This window comes from Dawidia soli, from assembly GCF_018598185.1.
Classification (GTDB): Bacteria; Bacteroidota; Bacteroidia; order Cytophagales; family Cyclobacteriaceae; genus Ohtaekwangia; species Ohtaekwangia soli.
This window is the reverse complement of record NZ_JAHESC010000005.1, coordinates 81,285-101,690: the sequence shown is the minus strand read 5'-3', so window position 1 is coordinate 101,690 and position 20,406 is coordinate 81,285. Positions and strand designations below refer to the sequence as shown.

Sequence of the window (20,406 nt, the reverse complement as noted above, 5' to 3'; positions counted from 1 at the left end):
CCTAACAATCCACAGGTTATTTGCCGCATCTTTGCTGGCACGCCTTATCATGCAACCATGATCCATATCACGAACATACTTTTTATACATCATAATATACAACATATATGACAACCGTCACAAAACAAACCCACACCTTCCGCCTGGGCCAGCACGAGATCAATCGCCTGGGATACGGCGCCATGCAGCTGACCGGCCCCGGTGTATTCGGCGACGCCCCCGACCGCGGCAAAGCCAAAAAGGTATTGCAAGAAGCCGTCGCCGCGGGGGTAAACTTTATCGATACGGCCGATGCCTACGGTCCGCACACCAACGAGTCGCTGATTGCCGAAGCCTTGCATCCCTATAAAAAAGGTCTCATCATTGCAACCAAAGGTGGCTTTAACCGGCCCGGCCCAGGCCAATGGATCCCCAACGGTACGCCGGCCTTTATTCGCGAGAACATCGACGGCAGTCTGAAACGCCTGAAAGTAGACACCATCGATCTCTGGCAGCTACACCGGTTCGATCCGAACGTACCCGTGGAAGAAACACTCGGCCCCGTGGTCGACGCCATCAAGGCGGGTAAAATACGGCATGTAGGATTATCCGAAGTAGACGTGCCGCAGATCGAACGCGCCGAAAAGGTCGTACCGATCGTGTCGGTACAAAATCTCTATAATTTAGGCAACCGCAAGTGGGAGAAGGTTGTAGATTACACGACACGGCAAGGCCTGGCCTTTATACCATGGTACCCGCTAGCTTCCGGCCCGGAGTCCATGGCCGGCAAGATCAGCAGCATTGCCAAACACCATCGTGCTACCACGGCGCAAGTAGCCCTGGCGTGGCTGCTCAAACGCTCGCCCAACATCCTGCTCATTCCCGGCACCAGCTCGGTCGAACACTTGCACGAAAACATGCAAGCTGCCAACATCACGCTGACCGATGAAGAGTTTGACGAACTTTCCAAGTAGCCATTCCTGGCAAGGCTTCCCATCTGGAAGACGCCTTGCCAGGTAATAGAAAGGGGCGCCCAACCAGAGCGCCCCGTACGATATGAGTACTGAAGATCGTTCGGGCTATTCCTCTGGAGCAGTCTCGAGATCTTTCACCACCACAGGCCAAACACCGGGTTGCGGCACGCTTACGCCTTTTGTTTGCCCCCGCTGCGTGTCTGAGCCAAAGTAGTATATCGGCCAGCCTTTGTAGGTAAGCTGCTTTTTACCGAAGACATCGATCGTGCCGAACAAGGTCTTGTCCAGGGTCGAAGGAACCTGCTCCGGTGTAGCTTCAAAGATCGGCCAGGCGGCATCATGGGCGGCATCTCCGGTGGTAAAGTTGTTCGTGTTCTTCTTATCGATCACGAAGATATACAGTGTACGGCCGTGGGTATCGGTAAAGTATGTCACGGGACCATCGCCTTCCGTATAGTCACCTTTGTAGTGTTTGCTATCGGCACCGATCAGCTGACCTTTCGCCAGTTGAACGGTGTAGTCGGGCTTGGCAACAAACCATACGCCACCGACACCTTCGCCTGTTGTTTGACCGGCAGCTTCACGCACGCCGCCGGGTGCATAATAATAGAGGGGCCATCCTTTGTAGGTCGTTTGCGCTACACCGTTTGTGGTAATGGTCGCGAAGTCGTCAAAGTCCAGACCTTCGCCCACCAGGTCTTCGGTCAGTCCGGCCTCGTTGTATACCGGCCAGTTGGCCGTGCATCCACCCGTACAGGTGTTGGTCCCGGCCACGTCGGTAGCGAAATAATACAGGGTATTGCCGTCGGCATCCGTCAGGAACGAGCCAAGATCAGCCGAGCTGCTGAGCTTGATCGCTACTTCGGGTTCAGCCGGTGTGTTATCGTCGTCGTCGCTACAACCAAGCACAACAGCCGACAGAGCTGCCGTAAAGAACATGCCCCGCAAAAAGAGCATACGCGTGTTAAACAGAAGTTTCATACAGATTAAAATTATTTAGGGTTTAAAAGAAAAAAGTTTTAGAAAAAGGCACCCCGGGAAGCGGCCTATGGCAGACCGTTTCGGGGAATGATCAGCATACTGTACTCAGGTAGTGGGCCTCAAAAGGCCATATATCGTCAGCGTTTGTGCGACTTCAGCTGGAAGGCACGTGTCACGTTAAAGCCCAGGTGGATGTCGCCGTCGAAAAAGTCGCCGTCCGTCTCGGTAATGAACGTCCGCTCGATCATGCCACGTGTGTTCGTCATCACGATCTGGAATACGTGGCCGCCCGTCTCGATGTCGATCGCCAGGCCGATCGCGTCCTTGTATGGCGAGTTGTCGGCCGCATTCAGGCGGTGGTAATATTCAGCATTCACGGATACGCTACGCGTCAGCTTGATACGGCCGCCGATCCCGATCGCCGCCTGTGTGTTTTCAGAATCGCCTTCGCTCAGGGCGATGTAATTCTTGTGCACCACCGTCGGCATCAGCTGCAGCGACAGCTTCGAGGTGAAGCGGCGGGCGATCAACAGCTGGCCGGTATACGCCAGGCGGTCGATCGTTTCAAAACCCGCCGGTACTGCATCGTCCTTGGGCGATGTCTTATACGCGCCGCTGCCAAATGCCGTGACGGTAAAGGGCATGCCATCTTTGGTCTGGCGCAGCAGTTTATACTTCAGGTAGCCGTCCACCGTCTTATCCACCGAGTTACGACCAATGGCAACGCTCAGGTTATCGGTCAGACCATATTCCAGGCCGATGCGCACAAAGGCGTCGTCCAAACCAAACATCTCATACAAACCGCCGTTCACGCGTCCGAAGCGGTGCGAAAAAATAAACTCCAGGGTACCGGCGCGGGTCGTCTCTGCCGAGTGGCCGTTCACCAGCCGCGAGCCCTTAAAGGCCTGGCCGATATAGGCACCCTGATCTTCCTGGCCCGTGGAAAGCTCTTGCAACAGTTCGTCTTGTGCACGTGCCGAAAACGTATAACATGTCGTAAAGGCCAGCGCTGTGAAAAGTGTTCTGATAATAAACCGCATAGTTCGTGATTATTGAGGCTTGTAGGTTACTTGAATGGTTACGTCCACCTGCTCGGCTATATTCTGCCACAGGAGTTTGGGGATCTGCACGTTGTAGTCCGCCAGCTTGACGACAAAACTTGATTTCATCAACAGCTTGTCGCCCTGCTTTTCGACTTGTCCCGCGATCTCGACAGGCCGCACCACACCGTGTATGTTCAGCTTGCCCTTTGCCGTCACGGACTGTGTCGCCGCACCCCCGGACGAGTAGCCCTGCAGTTTTCCGGCAAACGTCGCCGTGGGGTACTTCTCCGTTTCCATATACTTCTCATTGAAGTGCTCCTGCATCAACGCCTTGTCGAATTGGAAGCCCTTGATGGGAATTGAAAAGGCGATGTCTCCGCTGGCCGCATTGAACAAGCTGGAAATTTGCGTGTTCTCCGCCTTGATATCTTCTACCGTTGCCTTCGAGAAAAAGGATGCATATCCTTTCTCGGCTTTATATTTTTGCCCCAGTGCCGGCAACACCGTTGCCAGCACGAGGACTACGAGTATCACACGTCGTTCCATATACCTGATACGGGTTAGGCCTAGTTATCTTTCGCTCCGTCGTCTACCCAGCAGGCAATCTCATTGATAGCCGATTGTGACAGGGCCGGCTGGCCGGCCGGCGGCATGATTCTGGCTCCCGTGCGGGTCTTGATCGCAGCCGCGTTGGCTTTTACATTCGAGAACAGCGTAAAGTTGGGGCTTTGTCCACCCGCCACGTGGCAACCGCTGACAGCACAATTTGCCTGGATAATGGCCTTGATGTCACCGCTGAAGGTCACGCCGCTTTCGCCACGCGCAACAGTAGTGCTGATCACCTGCGCACAATTATCTGCATCGCGCACAGTGACCGAATATTGACCGCTGGCCAGGTTCTCAAACACGGGGTTGTCACCAAAGGCGCCGGTACCCAATTTATACTGGAATGGAGTTTTTGAACCCTCCGCAGTTACTGTAATGCTACCGTTGTTTGTATCACAGCCGGTGGTCATCGTAGTCTCTGCCGACGCCGTCAGGTCGCTCGAAGGAACCTGTAGCGTCACGTCGGTCGTCGTCGCGCAGCCGTTGGCGTCTTTCAGCGTAACAGTATAGCTACCGCCCAATAATTTACTGAACGCACCGTTTGCCTGGAACGTCGTGCCATCGAGGCTGAACTGATACGGCGTGCGGCCGCCTGTACCCGACACGGTGATGGTACCGTCTTCGACGCCACATCCCGACGGGTTGGCCTGGTTATCGACCGCAAGGGTCAAACCGCTCGTGGCACAATCCACCAGTTCTTCTTCAGAATGGTTTGCACAGGCACTGGCCAACAGGCCTATTAGAAAAAAATGGACATACTTCGCCCTGCGAATCATAAAAATTCTTCGTTTTTAGTTAAAGTTGATACTTGAGTGAGAAGAAAACCCCCGAGCTTACCAGGTCGACCTTACCTTCGCCGACGCCGGAAAGAGGGGCTTTGAGAAAGGGTTCCGCCTGTACGAGGAACCGCCTGCTCAGCCGATGCTGTATGCCGATAGACAGGTTTAGCATACTCGCCCAGTCATTGTTTTTACGCGTAAATCTTTCGTTATATATATAGTCCTTTGCAGGACCTTTAACTCCATACGTATAATCTTCACTCAGCATGATGTACGACGATACACCCGCTGTGATCGAGAAATTGGTGCGCGCCGCCGGCCGTATATAGTACGTTACGTTCAACGGCAGGTCCAGTACCCGGCACTCACCGTCCAGCCAGTCCGCCTTTACCTGGTACGGTCCCGAGCCATAGGTCTTCTCGGGGTTCTTGCTGGTATAGATCTTGCGTGACCAGATGGCCCCGGTGCTAATACCGATGCGCGTTACCGGCATAAACTCTACCAACAAGCCCAGATTGATACCTGGTTTACCCGGACGTGTATAGCCAACCGTACTGAAGTCCGGTGACACCGGCAGCTTGATATACCAGCGCGACAGTTTCACCTCGTCTTGCTTTGCGACTTCTTCCTGCACTTCGGCCACCGGGGCAGTATCTTTTTTCTCGCCTTCCTTCACGTGTGTGCTGTCTTGCTGTACCGCTGCCACCAGTGATTCTTTACCCGAGATCGTTTCGCCCTTATTGCGCTTCCGCATCGGGGGGCCGTTCACACCGATCACATTGTCTTTTTCTCGTACGTATACGTCGACCTCTGCCTCACCCGCTTGCCTGTCGCGGTTCAGCGCCTGCGCGGTATCCGTCTCGTTCTGACGGTATCGTACCGTTTCCTGGGTTTCCGGGTAAAGGCCTTTATCCTTTTCATCCGCCTGCACACCGACGACAAGCTTATTGTTGTTCGTTACGGCGTTTGCGGCAGGCTTTTGTTCGTTCTCCTGATCTTTTACAGGTGCAGTTGCCTGCCCTTCTTTACTCACTTCACGGCCGGCCGCTTCCCGATGGGCTCCATCATTATCTTCTTCCTTTACACCACCGACAGCGTGGTCTTTAGCATCCGCTATGCGCGTGGTGCCCGTGGTGATCTTCGATTGCTCCGAATCTACAGTGCCCTTATTTACCGCGGCGTCTACCGGACGGCCCGCGACTCGCCGTACCGCGCTCAGACTATCCCGCTGATTCGATACAGAAGTCGCGGACTTACCTTGTTTTGCATTCACCTGTCCCGTCCGGTCAGTGTGGTCTATTGTATTATTCTCTTCGCTTGTGGCAACAGCGGTTTGACGCTGCACCCGGCGATGTTGGTTCGTTACTTCAAGACCGGCTTCTTCGGCCTTATTTTTATCACCTGGGCTGACCCTGTCAGGGCCAGTAGCATTTGGTGTCGTGGTCGTATGATCGGCTGCAACCCTGCTCCTCGCGGTTGTATTTGCTGTCAGGGCTTGCGCCGCTGTCTCCTCTGGCGTGGTGTCCGTCGCACTCGACCGTACCGTACCCTCACGGGTGTCGGCAGCGGTATTTGGCAGCCCCTCCATTGTCGTTTCCGATAGATCCTGTGCCTGTGCGCCGGCATCCTCACGATGTGCGGGCACGGTCCGGGCAAGTGCAGTGTCGGTATCCGCCGAAAGCAATGTCGTAGTTTCCACGACCGCCGCTTCCTGGAAAGAAGTCTTCGTATCACCCTGCCATGTTGACCATACCGATGAGAGCAGCATCGCTCCTACCAGTATGCGCAATGTTACACGCCGGACAAAAGCAGCCTTGTCGTCGCCGTCCAGACGTGCGCGCAGCATCTCCCAGTCCTGCGGATCGTACGCAGGCTCGAGGCCGCTCGCTGCCTCCTGGAACAGCTTATCCAACTCTTTGTCTGACATCTCAGGCATACTTTTTCACGTTAATCCTTTTCAGCAGCGTCCGCAACTGCTCACGCGCCTTAAATAGGTTAGATTTGGAAGTCCCCACTGAGATCCCCATCTGGGCGGCAATCTCTTCGTGCGTATAACCGTCTATTACGTACAGGTTAAAGACAGTTCGGTACGCCGGTGTCAATTGCTGAACCATCATGACCAATTCTCCGTAGGACAGCGTGTCAAGCGCATCTCCGTGCACCGATGCCACTTGTGCAGCGACGGCATCCAGATCCTGATGTAGCTCGTGTTTACCCGACTTGCGGTATTGATCAATGGCCGTGTTGATCATGATCCGCCGCAACCATGCTTTGAACGAAGACTGGTCCTCGTGCTGGTGCAATCGTGTAAACACTTTCATAAACCCATCATTCAGGATCTCCCGGGCTTCTTCCCGAGAGCGCGTGTACCGCAAGCAGATGCTCATAGCATACCCATAAAAATGCTCATAAAGCACTTTCTGGGATTCGCGGTCGCCCTTCAGGCAACGTTGAATGATTGCGTTAAGCTGCTGCGGGTCTTCCAAGCATTCTTAATTTTCAAATCTCCCCCAAGACGGGCCTTTTCCGGAGCAGGTTGCCTGCATCTGAAAAAAATTCAACCTAATTCCGGGATGTATGGGGGAAACACCCCGAAGATAGTCATCATTCAGGCACTTCCATAATCGATGTCACGTATTTTGCGACACTTAAAAACCTTAAAAAAGAAGCACCTACGCCAACCATAATCAGAAACGACTCCTCTTCCGAAGCCCCGAAATTCACAGTCAACGAAAGTTGATTCACAAATGGCACTACGTAAAAGCCTGCGCCATAGCCCTGGTGCCAATAATCTGCCGACGGAGGATCGTTGTCCGCCCACACCAAAGAAATAGTTATAGGTCAACGGCCGCGACAACGTCACCTCCCCAGTTCCGTCCTAACGCCACGCGAGGTAGCACAGCCGCCTATTCTCATACTACAGCTCATAGTTACTCTACGTCGTAACAGAGCCTTTTACGGTGTGCTTCGCGCTGAAGCCGGGTTCGAAAAATGATGACGGGCAAATGCTACTTCAGGTAGAACACCCCTTTCAGGCGGGCCTCTTCCCATGGCCGCTGTGAGCCTTTCGACAGCTCTTCCACGCGGTTGCGTGTGTTCATAAATACATCCTCGATACGTTGCGACAATTTCATTTGCTTGATCAGCTCGCCGGTATACAAACCGTGCGCGCCGGCACCGTCGGAGGCAACCGAGCCGGGGTCTGTTGCATACGCGATGATCGTACCCGAGGGGGCATTGACCTTGGCAAGCCCCGCCCCACCCCGCTTACCCGTCGGGAACGGGTTGTTCCTACAGGCATCTAGGATGATCATGTTCAGTCCCTCGTGGTTCGTTACCTCCATGGTGCGCAGCACCCCCGTCAACGGAATGGTCTTCTGGCGCACATCCAACGCCGACTGGATATCGGCATCCACCGGCACCAGGTAATTGGCGCCGTCCACTTCCAGGCCGTGGCCTGCGTAATAAAACACCGATACGTCCACATCCTGCACACGATCGCCGAATGCATAGATGGCGTTCTTCATCTGCTCGTATGTACCGTCGGTAATCTTTATCACGTCAAAGCCCAATTCGCTCAATGTGGCGGCCATGCCATCGGCATCATTCACGGTATTGTTGAGTTTGTTGGTATACTGATACGATGCGTTACCCATGACCAGCGCAACCTTCTTCTGCGAGACTTTCACATTGCCCGAAACATGGGTCTTGCCCGCCGTGGCCGTCCTGGGCTCGTACGTGATGTAAAAATCCCTGGCCGTGGTCCTGGCCTCCGTATTCTCGGCCGTAATCCGCACTTTGTTCTTGCCGGGCAGCAGCTCGGCCTCCCCCGAGAAATGACGATTGCCATCCAGCGTTGCCTCTTTGTCGTTGATATATACTTTGGTGATCCGCTCATTGCCTTCGATCATTCCTTCCACCGCCGCCTTGTCGGTATATACAACCTGACTGGCATAACTGCGATCCAATCCGGGTGTATTGATCCTGATCTCGGCCGGCGTGTTGCGTTCTATGTAATACAGCTGCACAGCACCTTTGTGCAATCCTACGGCCAAATATTCACCGTTCTCCGATATTGCCAGTACTGACGGCGTACCGGGCAGCGACACCGTGCTGGTGATCTCGGCCTTCTCCAGGTTCACCGTCCACACCGACATGGCGTCTTTGGAGATACAGGCCACGTGGCCCGCGCCCGGCGCGAACGACATTTCATCCACCCGGTACCGCATCGGCACGCGTTTGTTTTCATTGCCGGTCAGCCAGTCATATGACAGGATCATGTTACGACGCTCCGGCTGGTTGCGGCCTTGCATACCCCCTTTGGGGATAAACACCTCTTGTAATCCCACCACAAACCGATCGCCCGGCGAGTTCATAGCGGCAGCATGCAACACCGAGCGCGAGCCGGTATATTCGCCACTTTGCAATGTCAGCTCACGCAGGAATCTTTGTGTGATCGGATTCCAGCTCAGCACGCTACCTTGCTCGGTGATCATAAACAATTGCTGTCCGAAACGGTCGTACCCCACAAACATGGGGTTTTTCACGGTAGCCGGCACACGTATATTTGCATGGGTAAGATTTGCCTTCAGATCGAAAAGTTCGAGGTTGTTGTCCCGCGTGTAGAGCACCAGTGTTTGCCGGGAGGGATCGAGGTTGGCCAGCACAAGCCTGGCCAGCACCTTTGCCGTACGAACCCGATCAAAGTTACCCACGGCATACTGGTATATGGCGCCACCCGTCGTAACGGCTACAAACTTGTTATCCTGTTCGGTAAACGACGTATATAGTACTTTCTCATCGACAGACCACTGTTTGACCATACTCCTGTCTGCCACATCCCAAATGGATATAGTCCCTTTTCCATCCACCACCGATAAATATTTACCGCCGGCAGAAAACGCCATCGCCACCATCTTTATGGGGGCATCGTGCGTCAACGCCTGGTATGGCGTCAGAAAAATATCCTGCGCAGCGAGCGACGCAGCGAAACTAACCGTAAGAAATAGCGAGAGGAAAATTCGAAACATATATAATTCGTTTAAGATGTAGAGCTCATATCAACGTGCGATGGCAACCAATTGTTTGGATTCACGTTACAAAAACAAATTTATACTGAACCCATTCAATCACTTAAACAAACCACATGAAAAAGTCTTTAGTAGTTGTGCTTTTAATCTTAACAGCAGGAACCACCGCGTATAGCCAGCAGGATAAAGGCGACGTCAACGTCACCTTCTCTGGCACCTATACCAGCAACAAATTATATAGCTTCGGGCAGGTCTTTATCAAGGGTGGTTATTTCGTTACAAAAAACGTCGAGGCAGGTATCAAGCCACAGTTCCTCTTTGGCGACGGCTTTTCGGGTACAGGTGTTGGCCTTTATGGCACATATAACTTCCTGACCAAAGACGCCAAGCTGGTGCCGTACGCAGGCGCCGAAATCAATCACTCCAGTCTCAAATCCGGTGGCGAAGGATCGGGCAAAATGAAACAAGCAAACATGGGCCTCTACGGCGGCAGCAAATACTTTATTACCGAAAGCCTCAATGTCGACGCTGGTATGAACTTCTCGTTCAACCTGGCCAGCAACCCTTCTGAAATGGATCTTGGCATGATCTTCCAGTTTCAGGTAGGTGTAGGCTTCATTGTTGGCAATGTCAATAAAAAGAAAACTACAGCCGAGTAATACTTGCGCGCAAAAAAAATAGTAAAGTTGGTGAAGTAGGTGAAGCAGTGAGCTGATACCGTCCCTCGGAATCGCTCACTCGCTTTGCTTCTGTACAAAAGAATACTGTTCGTTTTTACAACCCCTGTCCATGAGAATCCTATCCAGGCCACTGGCTAGGCTACATGCAACAGTTCCTTCCGGAACTGCGAAGCGCTCTTACCGGTAGCCTTACGCAGGAACTTGTTGAGGTGGCTCTCGTCGGCGAAACCCAACTCGGCGGCGATCTCGTGCACACGCAGGTCGCTGAAGCGCAGACGCGATTCGACGTGCCGCAGACGCAGATGGGAAATATATTGCTGTAACGTTTCGTGCGTCTTGTTCTTAAAATACCGGCCCAGGTAGGATTCCGATACGCCAAACTGCGCACTCAGGTGCTCGGCCTTGAGTTTTTCGGGATGAAATAAATTGGCTTGCACATAGTTGAGAATGTCGACGGCGCGTGCGTCGGTATCTTCGTGTACCGAGGCGGGCAGATACTTGGCGATGTTCCGGGCTACGATCACGATCAGCGTATTCACCAGCTTCTCCACGAGCTCGCGGTTGTAGAGGTCGCGGTTTACAAATTCGGCAATGACCGCATCGGCCAGGCTCCGCACCAGCGGCTTATCCGACAGGTTTTTTAAGATACAGCCGGGTTGATGATTGGCATTCTGCAGAATATACTCCAACCGCATGATATCGTCGGTATGGAAGGACTTGGAACGTATATAGTTATCGTTGAAACGAAGAAAGAAAAATTCCGTGGTCGTCTCGACGTCAAACGAATGACAGTCCTGCGGGGTGATCAGGAACATGTGCCCTGGCCGGTAGTTGAAGGTACTTTTATTGATGCACTGCTTGCCCGTACCCGACATGACATAGACCAGCTCAAAGAACAAGTGGCGGTGGCCGGCGCTGGGCCCTTCGTCCAGCTTGCTAAAGGCTACTTCAAACGGTTCGTACAAAGTCTCACGCTTCATGACGCCAAACTACCGAAAAAGGTAGGAATAGTACCGGATTACGCACCAAAATCGGTAGAAATTTGCATTGTTAAACATCACAATCGACATGAAAGCAATCATTTTAAAAGCTCCCGGTGGCATAGAACAACTGCAATACACCGAGCTTCCCGAACCGGCGGTGGGCGAAAGCGACGTCCTGGTACAAGTAAAAGCCATCAGCCTCAACCCGGTGGACGTCAAAACCCGTGCGGGCAAAGGCGTATATAGCCGCCTGAAAGAGCTTAGCCCCATCATCCTCGGCTGGGACATTGCCGGTGTTGTTACGGCCGTCGGCAGCAAGGTCACCACCCTCCGCCCAGGCGACGCGGTCTTTGGCATGATCAACTTCCCCGGCCACGGCCAGGCGTATGCCGAATACGTGGTCGCGCCGGCGCACCACCTCGCCCATAAACCCGCCAATATATCGTTTGAAGAAGCCGCCGCGGCGACATTAGCAATGCTCACAGCCTGGCAGGCCATGGCCCACCATCCGCAAGCAGGTCCTGGCAAACGTGTACTCATTCACGCCGCCGCCGGCGGCGTAGGTCACTTCGCCGTGCAGCTCGCCAAACACCGCAGCGCCTATGTGATCGGTACATCGTCGGCCGCGAACAAAGACTTTGTATCAAGCCTCGGCGCCGACGAGCACATCGACTACCGCGCGCAGCCGTTCGAGCAAGTAGCCGGTCCGGTAGACTTCGTGCTGGACACCCTCGGCGGCGACAACATCGACCGCTCGCTGACCATCGTCAGGCGGGGCGGCGCCATTATCAGCATTCCATCCGGACTAAGCGAAGCTGTGGTCCAAAAAGCAAAAGACAAAGGCGTCGACGGCAGCTTTATGCTCGTACAATCCAATGGTCCCGACATGGAAGCCATCGCCGCGTTACTCGCCGCAGGCACAGTCAAAGCCCACGTATCACACGTGTTCGCATTCAACGACATGGGCGCCGCGCACCTGCAGGTAGAAACGGGGCGCACGGTAGGCAAAGTGGTGGTACGAGTATAATGTATCCCCTCAGTCAACGCCCAGGCCGCCGACCATCTCCAATGCAACGCCCTCGGGCTTGCCGTCGATGAGCGGCATGGCCTGGCTGATCAGCGCACGGGTCTCCGGTAGCGTGAGCGACTGGTCGTGATCTTCCTTACTGTCCCAGATCTCCATGACATGAATAACGTTCTCGTCCTTTGGGTCCCGGCCGACGGCGTACAGGCGTATGCCCTTCACCACCGATACCTGGCGAGAGGCTTCCAGCAGGATAGCCGCGAGCTTTTCGGCCTCACCCGGCTTCGCGCGAAACTTGCCGGTCATGCCATACTTGGTGGCAGAAATGGTCGTCTTTTCCATTGTATTTTTCTTTGGGTTCTTCGTGTAGGTTTTAAAAAACAAGCCCGTGCACATCACAGACGATGCGCACACGGCGATCAGAAAGATGGCAAGTTTCATATCCGTGGGTGTTTTGATGGATCAAAAGTAGGCGGTCTGATTGACAGCCGTATGTCAGCAGCAGCACCACCTGGCGCAATCCTTCCAAAAAATTTACACCCACCCTTTACACAGCCCGCCCATCCGCAGGAACAGGCATCCTGCCGCCGTACCGCACGGACATCATGAACACTTTAAGCACCTTTGGTTATTATCAGATCGTCGACAAGCCCACCATCCGTGCCGGTCAGACCTTCGCCGCCGATCACGACGCCCCCGTCTACCGCATCCACGAAGAAACCAACCAACCCAACGCCGGCCATGAGCTGTTCGAAAACCCGCTGGGTATGTGGCGGCTTGACCGCATTCCCTAATATTCACTCACCGCCGGTGGCATCACCGACGTCCAGGTCAGTGATTGCGCGTGGTTGACGATGTCTTCGGCCGTGCTTCCGTACAGGGCGCGGGCCACGCCGCGGCGGCCGTGTGTACCCAGCGCGATCATATCGGCTTCCACCCGGCGGGCAAAGTTTAGAATGCCGGCTTCGGTGTCCATGTCATGGTATACATTGACGGTATAATTTTCAAATCCAAACCGATCTGCAAACGCCCTGAGACGATCCTGTACGGCGGCATCGCGTTCAGGGTATAGCGGCGAGTTGATCCAGACGATGTGCAGGCGTGTCTGAAAGAACTGCTGCAGGGCTTTGACCTTCTGCGCCAATTCTTCCTGCTGCTCGTTTTCGAGGGTGCAGGGAAATACAATGTGTTTAACAGGACGACTATACTCATCTTTCACCGTAATGACGGGCACGGCCGATGTTCGCACCACTTTCTCGGCGTTGGAGCCTACCAGCACCTCGCGCAAGCCGGTGGCGCCATGGGTACCCATGATGATCAGATCGGCCGCAGCGGCCGAGACGTAGATCGGTATGATCTTGTGTACGGGGCCGAAGCGTATAGCCTGTATGATCCGTACAGTATCTGGCACGCCGGCCGCGAGTGTGCGCATTTCCAGTTCGGCCTCGGCGCGCAGCTCTTTGAATAGTCCCTCCTCAAACGATAACACCGCAGAATCCTGTAAGACAGGAACCTCAATAACATGCAGCAAGTGTACTTCACCCACCGACTGCGCGGCCACGTCTACGGCAAACCGGAAAGCGTGTACGGCAGGTTTGGAAAAATCGCAGGGTACTATGATTCGTTTCATGACTGTTGTGGTTTCAAATCGTACTTCAAAAGTAGCCGCCCCGCGACGCGCTGCAGATGAAGGCTGTCAGCCCGGCCGCTGATTTATATCAGACTTCCAGAGACATTCCAACCTTTTGCCAGGGCAGCGTGTCTGATCCATGGAAACTCCTACCTATGAAAACCCTATCGATGTGTGGGCTCTTCGCGCTGCTCCTGGCGCTGAACGGCTGCCGGCATGACGACGATAACAACCTGGAAAACGTGCGGGGCTATCGCCCGCGTTACAGCCAGGAGGCTGTCGGCCATATCGTGATGCAGGAACCACGCGCCTTGCAACGTCCCGGCAAGATCTATCGCTACGGCGACTATCTCCTGATCAATGAATATAATGCGGGCATCCACGTATTCGACAATAACAAACCGGAGGCTCCTGCCCCCATTGGATTTATCCTAATTCCCGGCAACCGTGAGCTGGCCGTGGCGCAGGATATCCTGTATGTCAACCATCTCGATAACCTCACGGCCCTTCGCATCGACGACTTTAACACCGTTGTACAAGTCAGTTCGAGGCCCCTCGGATCACCGTATTATAGCGGCCTGACCTCAGACATACCCCCGCCACCCCGAGGCTATCACTTCGAATGCATCGACCCCATGCAGGGATATGTCATCGGCTGGGAGGCCACCACGCTTCACAATCCCTCTTGCTATGCGCCTAAATAACTACACGATCTTTTTGCTTTTGGCCTATACGTTGTTCCTGGCAGCCTGCGGTGATGAAGCCGGCGGCGCCACACCCACCGGCGAAGGAGGCTCGATGGCGCGTTTTACCGTGCACGGTCACTACCTATATACTGCCGTGGATGATGAGCTTACGGTCATCGACATTGCGCGTCGTGATACGCTCGACGCAGTATATGCGCTATCCATCCCTTCCGATATTGAAACCATCCATGCGCAGGGCGACTATCTCTATCTGGGGGCGCAAACCGGCATGCACATCTACTCACTCGAAAACCCGGCAGAGCCGGTATTCATTTTTACCTATGAGCACATCCGCTCATGCGACCCCGTGGTCGTGCGTGGCAACCGGGCGTACGTGACCTTGCGCAGCAACAGTGCCTGTGGCGGCGGCGACCGCAACACCCTGGAGGTGATCGACATCGAAGATCCCCACTGGCCCAAGCTCCTGAAAGCTTATCCCCTTACAGCACCGCGCGGTTTGTCGATCGACGGCAACCTGCTTTTTGTCTGCGACGAGTCCCTGAAAGTATTTGATGTGAGTAGCGACACCCGCGCCCGGCTCCTGGCCGAAACCGCGGTGGATGCGCCCTACGACGTCATTGCCAGTAACGGTATGGCTACAGTTACCAGCGCACAAGGCATTCTACAATATCGCTATGGCAACGGCCAGGGACTTACGCTGGTCAGCACCATTGCTGTGGAAAAACCCTAACCTACACGACTGTATCTATCTGCTATGAGACTTTTCTTTGCGTTGATCCTCATTAGTACCGCGGCCGTCGCACAGGACGTAGACCGTTTCGACCTGGCAGTACCGCGTCACGCTGTCAAATTCAGCCCGGGCCACCTGTTGGTCAATTATCATCCCACGACCGAATTCTCCTACGAGCACCGCATCGCCCGTCGCTGGACCCTCCAGGGGGAATACGGCAAGATCGTAAACATCCCCAATTCGCAACCGGAAGACCGGATCCAGGATGCGTGGGATAGCGACCGCAAAGGCTATAAGACCAAACTCGAGGCCCGGTATTACGTGTATGCGACCCGAAGCGGCCGCTTCACCTGGTATGCGGCCGGGGAGCTTTATTACAATAAGATCAATTATCAAAAACAGATGGTAACGCACGAGTATTACGACGAGACCAGGGATGCAATCTACGAGAAGACCCACCGCCAACGTATATACCACGAAGAAAAAGGCATCAACGGCAAGTTTGGTTTTCTCTGGAACATGGGACCTGTTTTAGTGGACGTCAATGCCGGCCTGGGCGCCCGTTTCATCCACTATAGTAAACTATTACCCATCTTCGACGAAGACAAAGATGATTTCCTGGAATTCACGCCCGACGAAACATCGCGTGACGAACCCGGCCTGGCATTAGGGGTACGCGTAGGCTACCGTTTTCCCTGGCGACGCACAGACTGACGCCCCGCTATAATACCTTCTGCAGAAAAGCAGTGGTATAATTCAACACCGGTGTGAACCATGGTTCAAAAAGACAGAAAGTATGCGGCGTTTCGGAAAAAGTATGCACTTCCGTATAAATGCCGTACCGCTGTAAAATGGCGATATAGTCTTCGCGGCCGGCGTGCATACGGACTACGCTGCTGTTGAGGAACAACGTCGGGGGCGAATGTTTACCAGCGTACGTCAACGCCGACGCCTGCCGCCAAAGGTCCGGGTTTTCCGTACGCGTATAGCCAAACCAATTCGTTGCTGCTGAAATGGATTTGGTATCATTTCCTTCGCCCGACTCAGGGTGTATAAAAGCCAGGATACCGTCTATGTTCACTACGGCTTGTACAGCACTGCTATACGGTGTATTGCGCGAGCTGTCGTCAAGCGCGGGCACGTTGGTGGCACTGCCCAGCAACGCGGCCAGCTGCGCGCCGGCAGAAAAGCCGAGCACAGCTACGCGTGCGGTGTCGGCGTGATAGGTCACCGCATGGGCGCGGATCCAGCGGATGGCGGCTTTCAGATCGTGTACCGCGGCGGGGTAGAGTGCATCGGTGGACAAGCGGTACGACACCGTAAAGCACACAAACCCCCGCGCGGCCAATCGTTCCGCCAGGGGTATGTGTTGTTGCCGGTTACCCGAACGCCAACCGCCGCCGTGTATGATCATCACGGCCGGCAAGGGCTTAGCGCTGCGCGCCGGGTAAAATACATCCAATGGCAGTGTGTGGCCGTCGATAGTGGTATACGGAACGTTGCGCACTTGTTCTACCCCGGGCGGCAAGCTGTCGGTGACAAGCACGATGGACGGATATTGTTTGCGCGCCTGACGATATGCACTGGCATTATTGAACGACGTGTCGGCGCGGTGGGTCAACCCTTCCATGCGCTGCGCATAGCCGATGAGCGGCAGCAATAGCATCGCGAGCCAGAGTGTATACTGTACCATGTTACAATATACAGATAGCTGCGCGGTTTCCCGCCACGAAGGACCAGAACGGCGCACGGGTTACGGCTTGCCCAGCAGGTTGTCGAGCGCCCAGCTATTGCTGGTCAGGAAGGTTTATCTTCCATCATCACAACCACGAAAGCCACCTCAACCGTACCTTTAAAAAACACGCGGGCATCAGCCCCATGGCATACCGCAAAAAATCGACGGCGGGGCGAAGCGCTGTTACCTGTTAGCGGAAAGGCTGCCCGCCGGGGCGGGACAACCTTATCACCATTATTCAGTATCTTTGTTGACCAATTTTCCTTCCACGGGGCAGCCTGCCTCGTTCTCTTCGCCGAGTAACATGGGAAAGTAACCCGTGTCGTCCGTAGCGAGCTTTACCTCAAAGGAGTCATTGCGAAAAAACTCGGGTGCGCTGGACTTTGTTGTAAGGAAATTGCCCGACAGCACGTTGGTAGTATTGTCGTAATGCAAGGTGCCCTCGCAATTAATCGGTTCGCCGTCGTAGTCGACGCCCGAGCCGGTGATGGATAAGTCTGCCTCCTGACTCGTCGGAAAGTCGAGGTTGAATTTCAGGGCGTCAGTGGTATATCCCTGGCAGCGCAGCACCAAGTCCCATTTACCCGAAATCGCGGCATTGAAGCGTACGACACCATATATTTTGTTGGTCGCAAACCAGTATGGATCATTTAGCTCCAGCTTGCGCGGCCCACGGCCAGCGCTCATATTTTTATCACAATCTCCTGAATCGGTGCCCGGGCTCCCGTTCGATTGAAATACTGCCAGGCGGCCATTGGCATCTTTGAGTATAACGCCGATGTGCTTTGCCTGCCCCTTGCTGTTGAGCCAATAGATAATATCGCCTGTCTCGAATTTCGCCGCAGGAATTTCACCAAGGTCGTCGACCTTCAGCTTTTTAAATTCAGGGTAGGCTTTTTTGATGGCATTTTCCAGCACCGTAGCGTCACGTTGCAGATCTGCGGGCCCCTCGGGTAAGATGATACCAGCAGATTTGAATACCTGGTACAGATATCCCGAGCAGTCGAGACCGTATATTGGCTCTTTGCATTTCGTACCTGCTCCCGGTGGCGGTTGCAACTTGGACGGGTCTTTCGAACCCCATGAATAACCGAGGCCGTTCTGGCCATTGCCGGGGTAGCGGCTCCTGTCGATCAGCCTGGTGGCTGTGTACGTCAGCTTGGCAATAAGCTCGTTACGGGCAGCTTGAGGTCCGAGTTCTTTGGGGCTGGCTTTACGGCCTTGCTCGTCAAGAAAGTCAGGGTTTACTTCCTCCAGGTATTCCATCATGTTCCTGCCGTTGGGCAGCACGACGTCTTCCGGGTCGAAGCCTACGGCGTCGGGTGTGTTGTCGAGGATTTCAATTTCCTGTGAGTCCAGGCCTTCGGAAGATTCAATGGATGTTTCATCATCACCGGAATCGCTACAGCCGTGCATCAGGGCTGTGAGCAGTACGATGGCTGCGGCATAGTAAATTCGTTTCATGGAGAGGGGGTTTATTGTATGTTTTACACCAAAGATATAAACGCTAAGAGCCCATCTCTATACCGTTGCCGGTACATGAGATGGGCTCTCGCGGTGTAAAGTAACAAAAAAAGCTCCGGCGGATCATGGTGCATGGCCATAATTTTTCTGTCCGCCATACATCTCCGCAACGCTTACGCTTACAGTGACAATGTCTCGGTGTAGCGATTGTTAAAGCGATCGGTGCAAACGACTTCGAATTTTTTGGTGTCCGCGGGCGGCTTGATAAAGAACAGGTGATCGGTGAGCGACGGCTCTACCCAGCGGCGCGGCACGGGTTTCGTGGCGCCCTCGTGTAGCTCGACCGACCAGGGATCGAGCGCTGTGCGCTGTTCGGGGCTGCCAATGGATTTGCCATCGGCAAAACACTCGATCTTCCAGGCCTTGTCCCAGTTCCATACGTTGATGCAGACCTCGTCGTGAAACTCGCGGTGGCGGCCCGGCACATAGGCGCGTAGCTGGTGCTCTTTCGGGCGGCCGGTGGCCTTGTAGTACCACGTCAGGTCGTTGCCGTCGACTTCGTACACCCCGTAACCGTTGGGTGTGCCGTCGCCGCAGATGGGGCCTGTCCACCAGGCGCCGCAGACGGCGCCGTGGTTATGCTCCATGATATTCTTCTCTTCCCAGGTTTCACTCACGTGCGTGTGACCGGACAATATGTGAACGTTGTACGGTTTTAATAAGGCATACAGGCGCTCGCGGTTCAGCACCACGCCGCCCATGTCGTCGCTGTCTTCCTGGTAGCGGCGACGCTTGCCCGTGTTGGAAGGTATGTGCAGGCTTACCACCACCGTGGCGCCCGGCTTGACGTACTGCAGGTCTTGCTCGAGCCACGCCAGCTGCCGCTCGTCGAGGTAGCCGATGTAACGTTTGTCTACGCCGACAAAGAATACGTCGTCCAGCACCACATAGTGGATCTTGCCGCGGTTGTAGGAGTAATACGAGGGGCCGAAGTGGCTCTCAAAGGTTTTAGACGAGCCTTCATCGGTACGAGCCTCGAGGTCCATATCGTGGTTACCGATCACCTGGAAGAATGGTATGCCGCTTTGCGCAATGGCTTGCTTGTAGTCTGCAAACAACTCGAACTTGTCCCAGACCAGGTCACCGCAGCCGATGCCGTGAAAGAGTGTGCCGGCAGTGTATGAGCTGACCAGGGCTTTCAGGTCGGGCGCGGACTCCGTCAGCAGCTTCTGCGCATCTTCCCTGGACTGTATTTGCGGGTCGGCCCACAGCACAAAGGCGTGTTTGTCATCGCTGCCCGGTAGCGCTTGCAGCACAAAATCGGCCGTGAAGGTCTTCTGCCGGTGATCGATGGCGCGGTAAAACCGGGTAACACTCTGTTCGTGCGGGAACGCATAGCCCGCCGGCAGCGACATATATATGTACGAAGTAGTTTTATTGCTTAGCAGGGTATATTCACCCCTGGCATTGGTTTGCACAGCGTTGATGCCATCGGTCATGGCAACGCCGGCCAGGCCTTTGCCATTGGCCAACACACGACCCTTCAGCTGTGTGGTGGTAAGATCGCGGGAGATGCCCGAGAGGCGTTGCGCGTGGGTCACAACGGGCGCGATAACCACCGCGCCCAACATTCCCAATCCTTTAATAAAGTCTCTTCGTATCATATAAGGTCAAAAAATAGGTTACGCTCTCACGTGTACATGCACAGGAAACATACAAAGATTGGGAAGATTGCCAACCGAACGAATATGCCAGGGTTAAATTTCCATTAATTAGACGTAGGCCGATCACTGCGGCGTGGAGTCCAATCGCTGTCTGTTATATGGTTACCGGACCTGGGGCCCGAACGTCTGTCGGCGGGTTAACTTTCAGTTTGGCGAATGGCGACCCCGTGAAACTGGTGCAACAGTTGCGGAAACGGATAGCCCATTGGCCATGCGTTACCGCAATTTGCGATGACGGATTTGATGGAAAAGGCCCTTCCTGGGCGCTACAGCCCTTTCCTTCATACTTCACGACAGCACTGGAGTTTGAGTCTGCTTCAGCTAAATTTTAAGATTA

Annotated in this window: 20 protein-coding genes; 7 read left to right on the top strand and 13 right to left on the bottom strand. The window is 54.4% G+C overall.

Annotated elements, in window-relative coordinates; all coding sequences use genetic code 11:
• Nucleotides 1-107: 107 nt before the first annotated feature.
• Complete coding sequence (locus KK078_RS05055; protein ID WP_254089164.1) at nt 108-953, top strand: aldo/keto reductase; 846 nt, start codon at nt 108-110, stop codon at nt 951-953.
• Between the two features lie 105 nt (nt 954-1,058).
• On the opposite strand, the gene KK078_RS05050 is transcribed toward KK078_RS05055, so the two are convergent.
• From KK078_RS05050 to KK078_RS05020, 7 genes are all read right to left on the bottom strand, one after another.
• Nucleotides 1,059-1,934: a hypothetical protein gene (locus tag KK078_RS05050; RefSeq protein ID WP_254089163.1), complete on the bottom strand. Its 876-nt coding sequence runs from the start codon at nt 1,932-1,934 to the stop codon at nt 1,059-1,061.
• 137 nt (nt 1,935-2,071) lie between these two features.
• The gene (locus KK078_RS05045) at nt 2,072-2,974 is read right to left on the bottom strand and encodes a DUF5777 family beta-barrel protein (protein ID WP_254089162.1); all 903 of its coding nucleotides are present in this window, start codon (nt 2,972-2,974) and stop codon (nt 2,072-2,074) included.
• 9 nt (nt 2,975-2,983) lie between these two features.
• Nucleotides 2,984-3,523, bottom strand: coding sequence for a YceI family protein (locus KK078_RS05040; protein ID WP_254089161.1), 540 nt, complete (start codon nt 3,521-3,523; stop codon nt 2,984-2,986).
• 20 nt (nt 3,524-3,543) lie between these two features.
• A complete protein-coding gene (locus KK078_RS05035) occupies nt 3,544-4,359 on the bottom strand; it encodes a hypothetical protein (protein ID WP_254089160.1) in 816 nt (271 codons plus the stop codon).
• A 19-nt stretch (nt 4,360-4,378) separates the two neighbouring features.
• On the bottom strand, nt 4,379-6,298 hold the full coding sequence (locus KK078_RS05030) for a PorT family protein (protein ID WP_254089159.1): 1,920 nt from the start codon (nt 6,296-6,298) through the stop codon (nt 4,379-4,381).
• Nucleotides 6,291-6,848 (bottom strand): RNA polymerase sigma factor, encoded by a 558-nt coding sequence (locus KK078_RS05025; RefSeq protein WP_254089158.1) that lies wholly within the window; start codon nt 6,846-6,848, stop codon nt 6,291-6,293. The genes KK078_RS05030 and KK078_RS05025 overlap by 8 nt, the downstream gene beginning before the upstream one ends.
• 522 nt (nt 6,849-7,370) lie before the next feature.
• On the bottom strand, nt 7,371-9,392 hold the full coding sequence (locus tag KK078_RS05020; protein WP_254089157.1) for a caspase family protein: 2,022 nt from the start codon (nt 9,390-9,392) through the stop codon (nt 7,371-7,373).
• Nucleotides 9,393-9,508: 116 nt separating this feature from the next.
• Here KK078_RS05020 and KK078_RS05015 point away from each other — a divergent pair, with 116 nt between their 5' ends.
• Nucleotides 9,509-10,051 (top strand): OmpA family protein, encoded by a 543-nt coding sequence (locus KK078_RS05015; RefSeq protein WP_254089156.1) that lies wholly within the window; start codon nt 9,509-9,511, stop codon nt 10,049-10,051.
• A 155-nt stretch (nt 10,052-10,206) separates the two neighbouring features.
• Here the strand turns inward: KK078_RS05015 and KK078_RS05010 are convergent, their stop codons facing one another.
• Nucleotides 10,207-11,052 carry an AraC family transcriptional regulator gene (locus KK078_RS05010; protein WP_254089155.1) on the bottom strand — a complete coding sequence of 282 codons (846 nt, stop codon included), beginning with the start codon at nt 11,050-11,052 and terminating at the stop codon, nt 10,207-10,209.
• Nucleotides 11,053-11,140: 88 nt separating this feature from the next.
• Between KK078_RS05010 and KK078_RS05005 the strand changes: the two genes are divergently transcribed.
• Nucleotides 11,141-12,082 carry an NADP-dependent oxidoreductase gene (locus KK078_RS05005; protein ID WP_254089154.1) on the top strand — a complete coding sequence of 314 codons (942 nt, stop codon included), beginning with the start codon at nt 11,141-11,143 and terminating at the stop codon, nt 12,080-12,082.
• A gap of 9 nt (nt 12,083-12,091) precedes the next feature.
• Here KK078_RS05005 and KK078_RS05000 read toward each other — a convergent pair whose 3' ends face one another.
• On the bottom strand, nt 12,092-12,520 hold the full coding sequence (locus KK078_RS05000) for a putative quinol monooxygenase (protein ID WP_254089153.1): 429 nt from the start codon (nt 12,518-12,520) through the stop codon (nt 12,092-12,094).
• Between the two features lie 164 nt (nt 12,521-12,684).
• Between KK078_RS05000 and KK078_RS04995 the strand changes: the two genes are divergently transcribed.
• The gene (locus tag KK078_RS04995; RefSeq protein ID WP_254089152.1) at nt 12,685-12,873 is read left to right on the top strand and encodes a hypothetical protein; all 189 of its coding nucleotides are present in this window, start codon (nt 12,685-12,687) and stop codon (nt 12,871-12,873) included.
• On the opposite strand, the gene KK078_RS04990 is transcribed toward KK078_RS04995, so the two are convergent.
• Entirely contained in the window at nt 12,870-13,709 is an 840-nt protein-coding gene (locus tag KK078_RS04990; RefSeq protein WP_254089151.1) for a universal stress protein, read from the bottom strand. The two genes, KK078_RS04995 and KK078_RS04990, sit on opposite strands and share 4 nt — an antisense overlap.
• A 155-nt stretch (nt 13,710-13,864) precedes the next feature.
• On the opposite strand from KK078_RS04990, the gene KK078_RS04985 reads away from it, so the two are divergent.
• Genes KK078_RS04985 through KK078_RS04975 form a run of 3 tightly spaced genes read left to right on the top strand, consistent with a single transcriptional unit; the run spans nt 13,865 to nt 15,860 of the window.
• Nucleotides 13,865-14,413, top strand: a complete 549-nt coding sequence (locus KK078_RS04985; protein ID WP_254089150.1) for a hypothetical protein — start codon at nt 13,865-13,867, stop codon at nt 14,411-14,413.
• Nucleotides 14,400-15,146: an LVIVD repeat-containing protein gene (locus KK078_RS04980; RefSeq protein ID WP_254089149.1), complete on the top strand. Its 747-nt coding sequence runs from the start codon at nt 14,400-14,402 to the stop codon at nt 15,144-15,146. Before KK078_RS04985 ends, KK078_RS04980 begins: the two co-directional genes overlap by 14 nt.
• Before the next feature lie 24 nt (nt 15,147-15,170).
• The gene (locus KK078_RS04975) at nt 15,171-15,860 is read left to right on the top strand and encodes a hypothetical protein (RefSeq protein ID WP_254089148.1); all 690 of its coding nucleotides are present in this window, start codon (nt 15,171-15,173) and stop codon (nt 15,858-15,860) included.
• Nucleotides 15,861-15,867: 7 nt separating this feature from the next.
• On the opposite strand, the gene KK078_RS04970 is transcribed toward KK078_RS04975, so the two are convergent.
• The 3 genes from KK078_RS04970 to KK078_RS04960 form a co-directional block, all read right to left on the bottom strand.
• A complete protein-coding gene (locus KK078_RS04970; RefSeq protein WP_254089147.1) occupies nt 15,868-16,839 on the bottom strand; it encodes an alpha/beta hydrolase in 972 nt (323 codons plus the stop codon).
• Nucleotides 16,840-17,115: 276 nt separating this feature from the next.
• Nucleotides 17,116-18,345 (bottom strand): NlpC/P60 family protein, encoded by a 1,230-nt coding sequence (locus KK078_RS04965; RefSeq protein ID WP_254089146.1) that lies wholly within the window; start codon nt 18,343-18,345, stop codon nt 17,116-17,118.
• Nucleotides 18,346-18,524: 179 nt separating this feature from the next.
• Complete coding sequence (locus KK078_RS04960; RefSeq protein WP_254089145.1) at nt 18,525-20,009, bottom strand: calcineurin-like phosphoesterase C-terminal domain-containing protein; 1,485 nt, start codon at nt 20,007-20,009, stop codon at nt 18,525-18,527.
• Nucleotides 20,010-20,406: the final 397 nt, after the last annotated feature.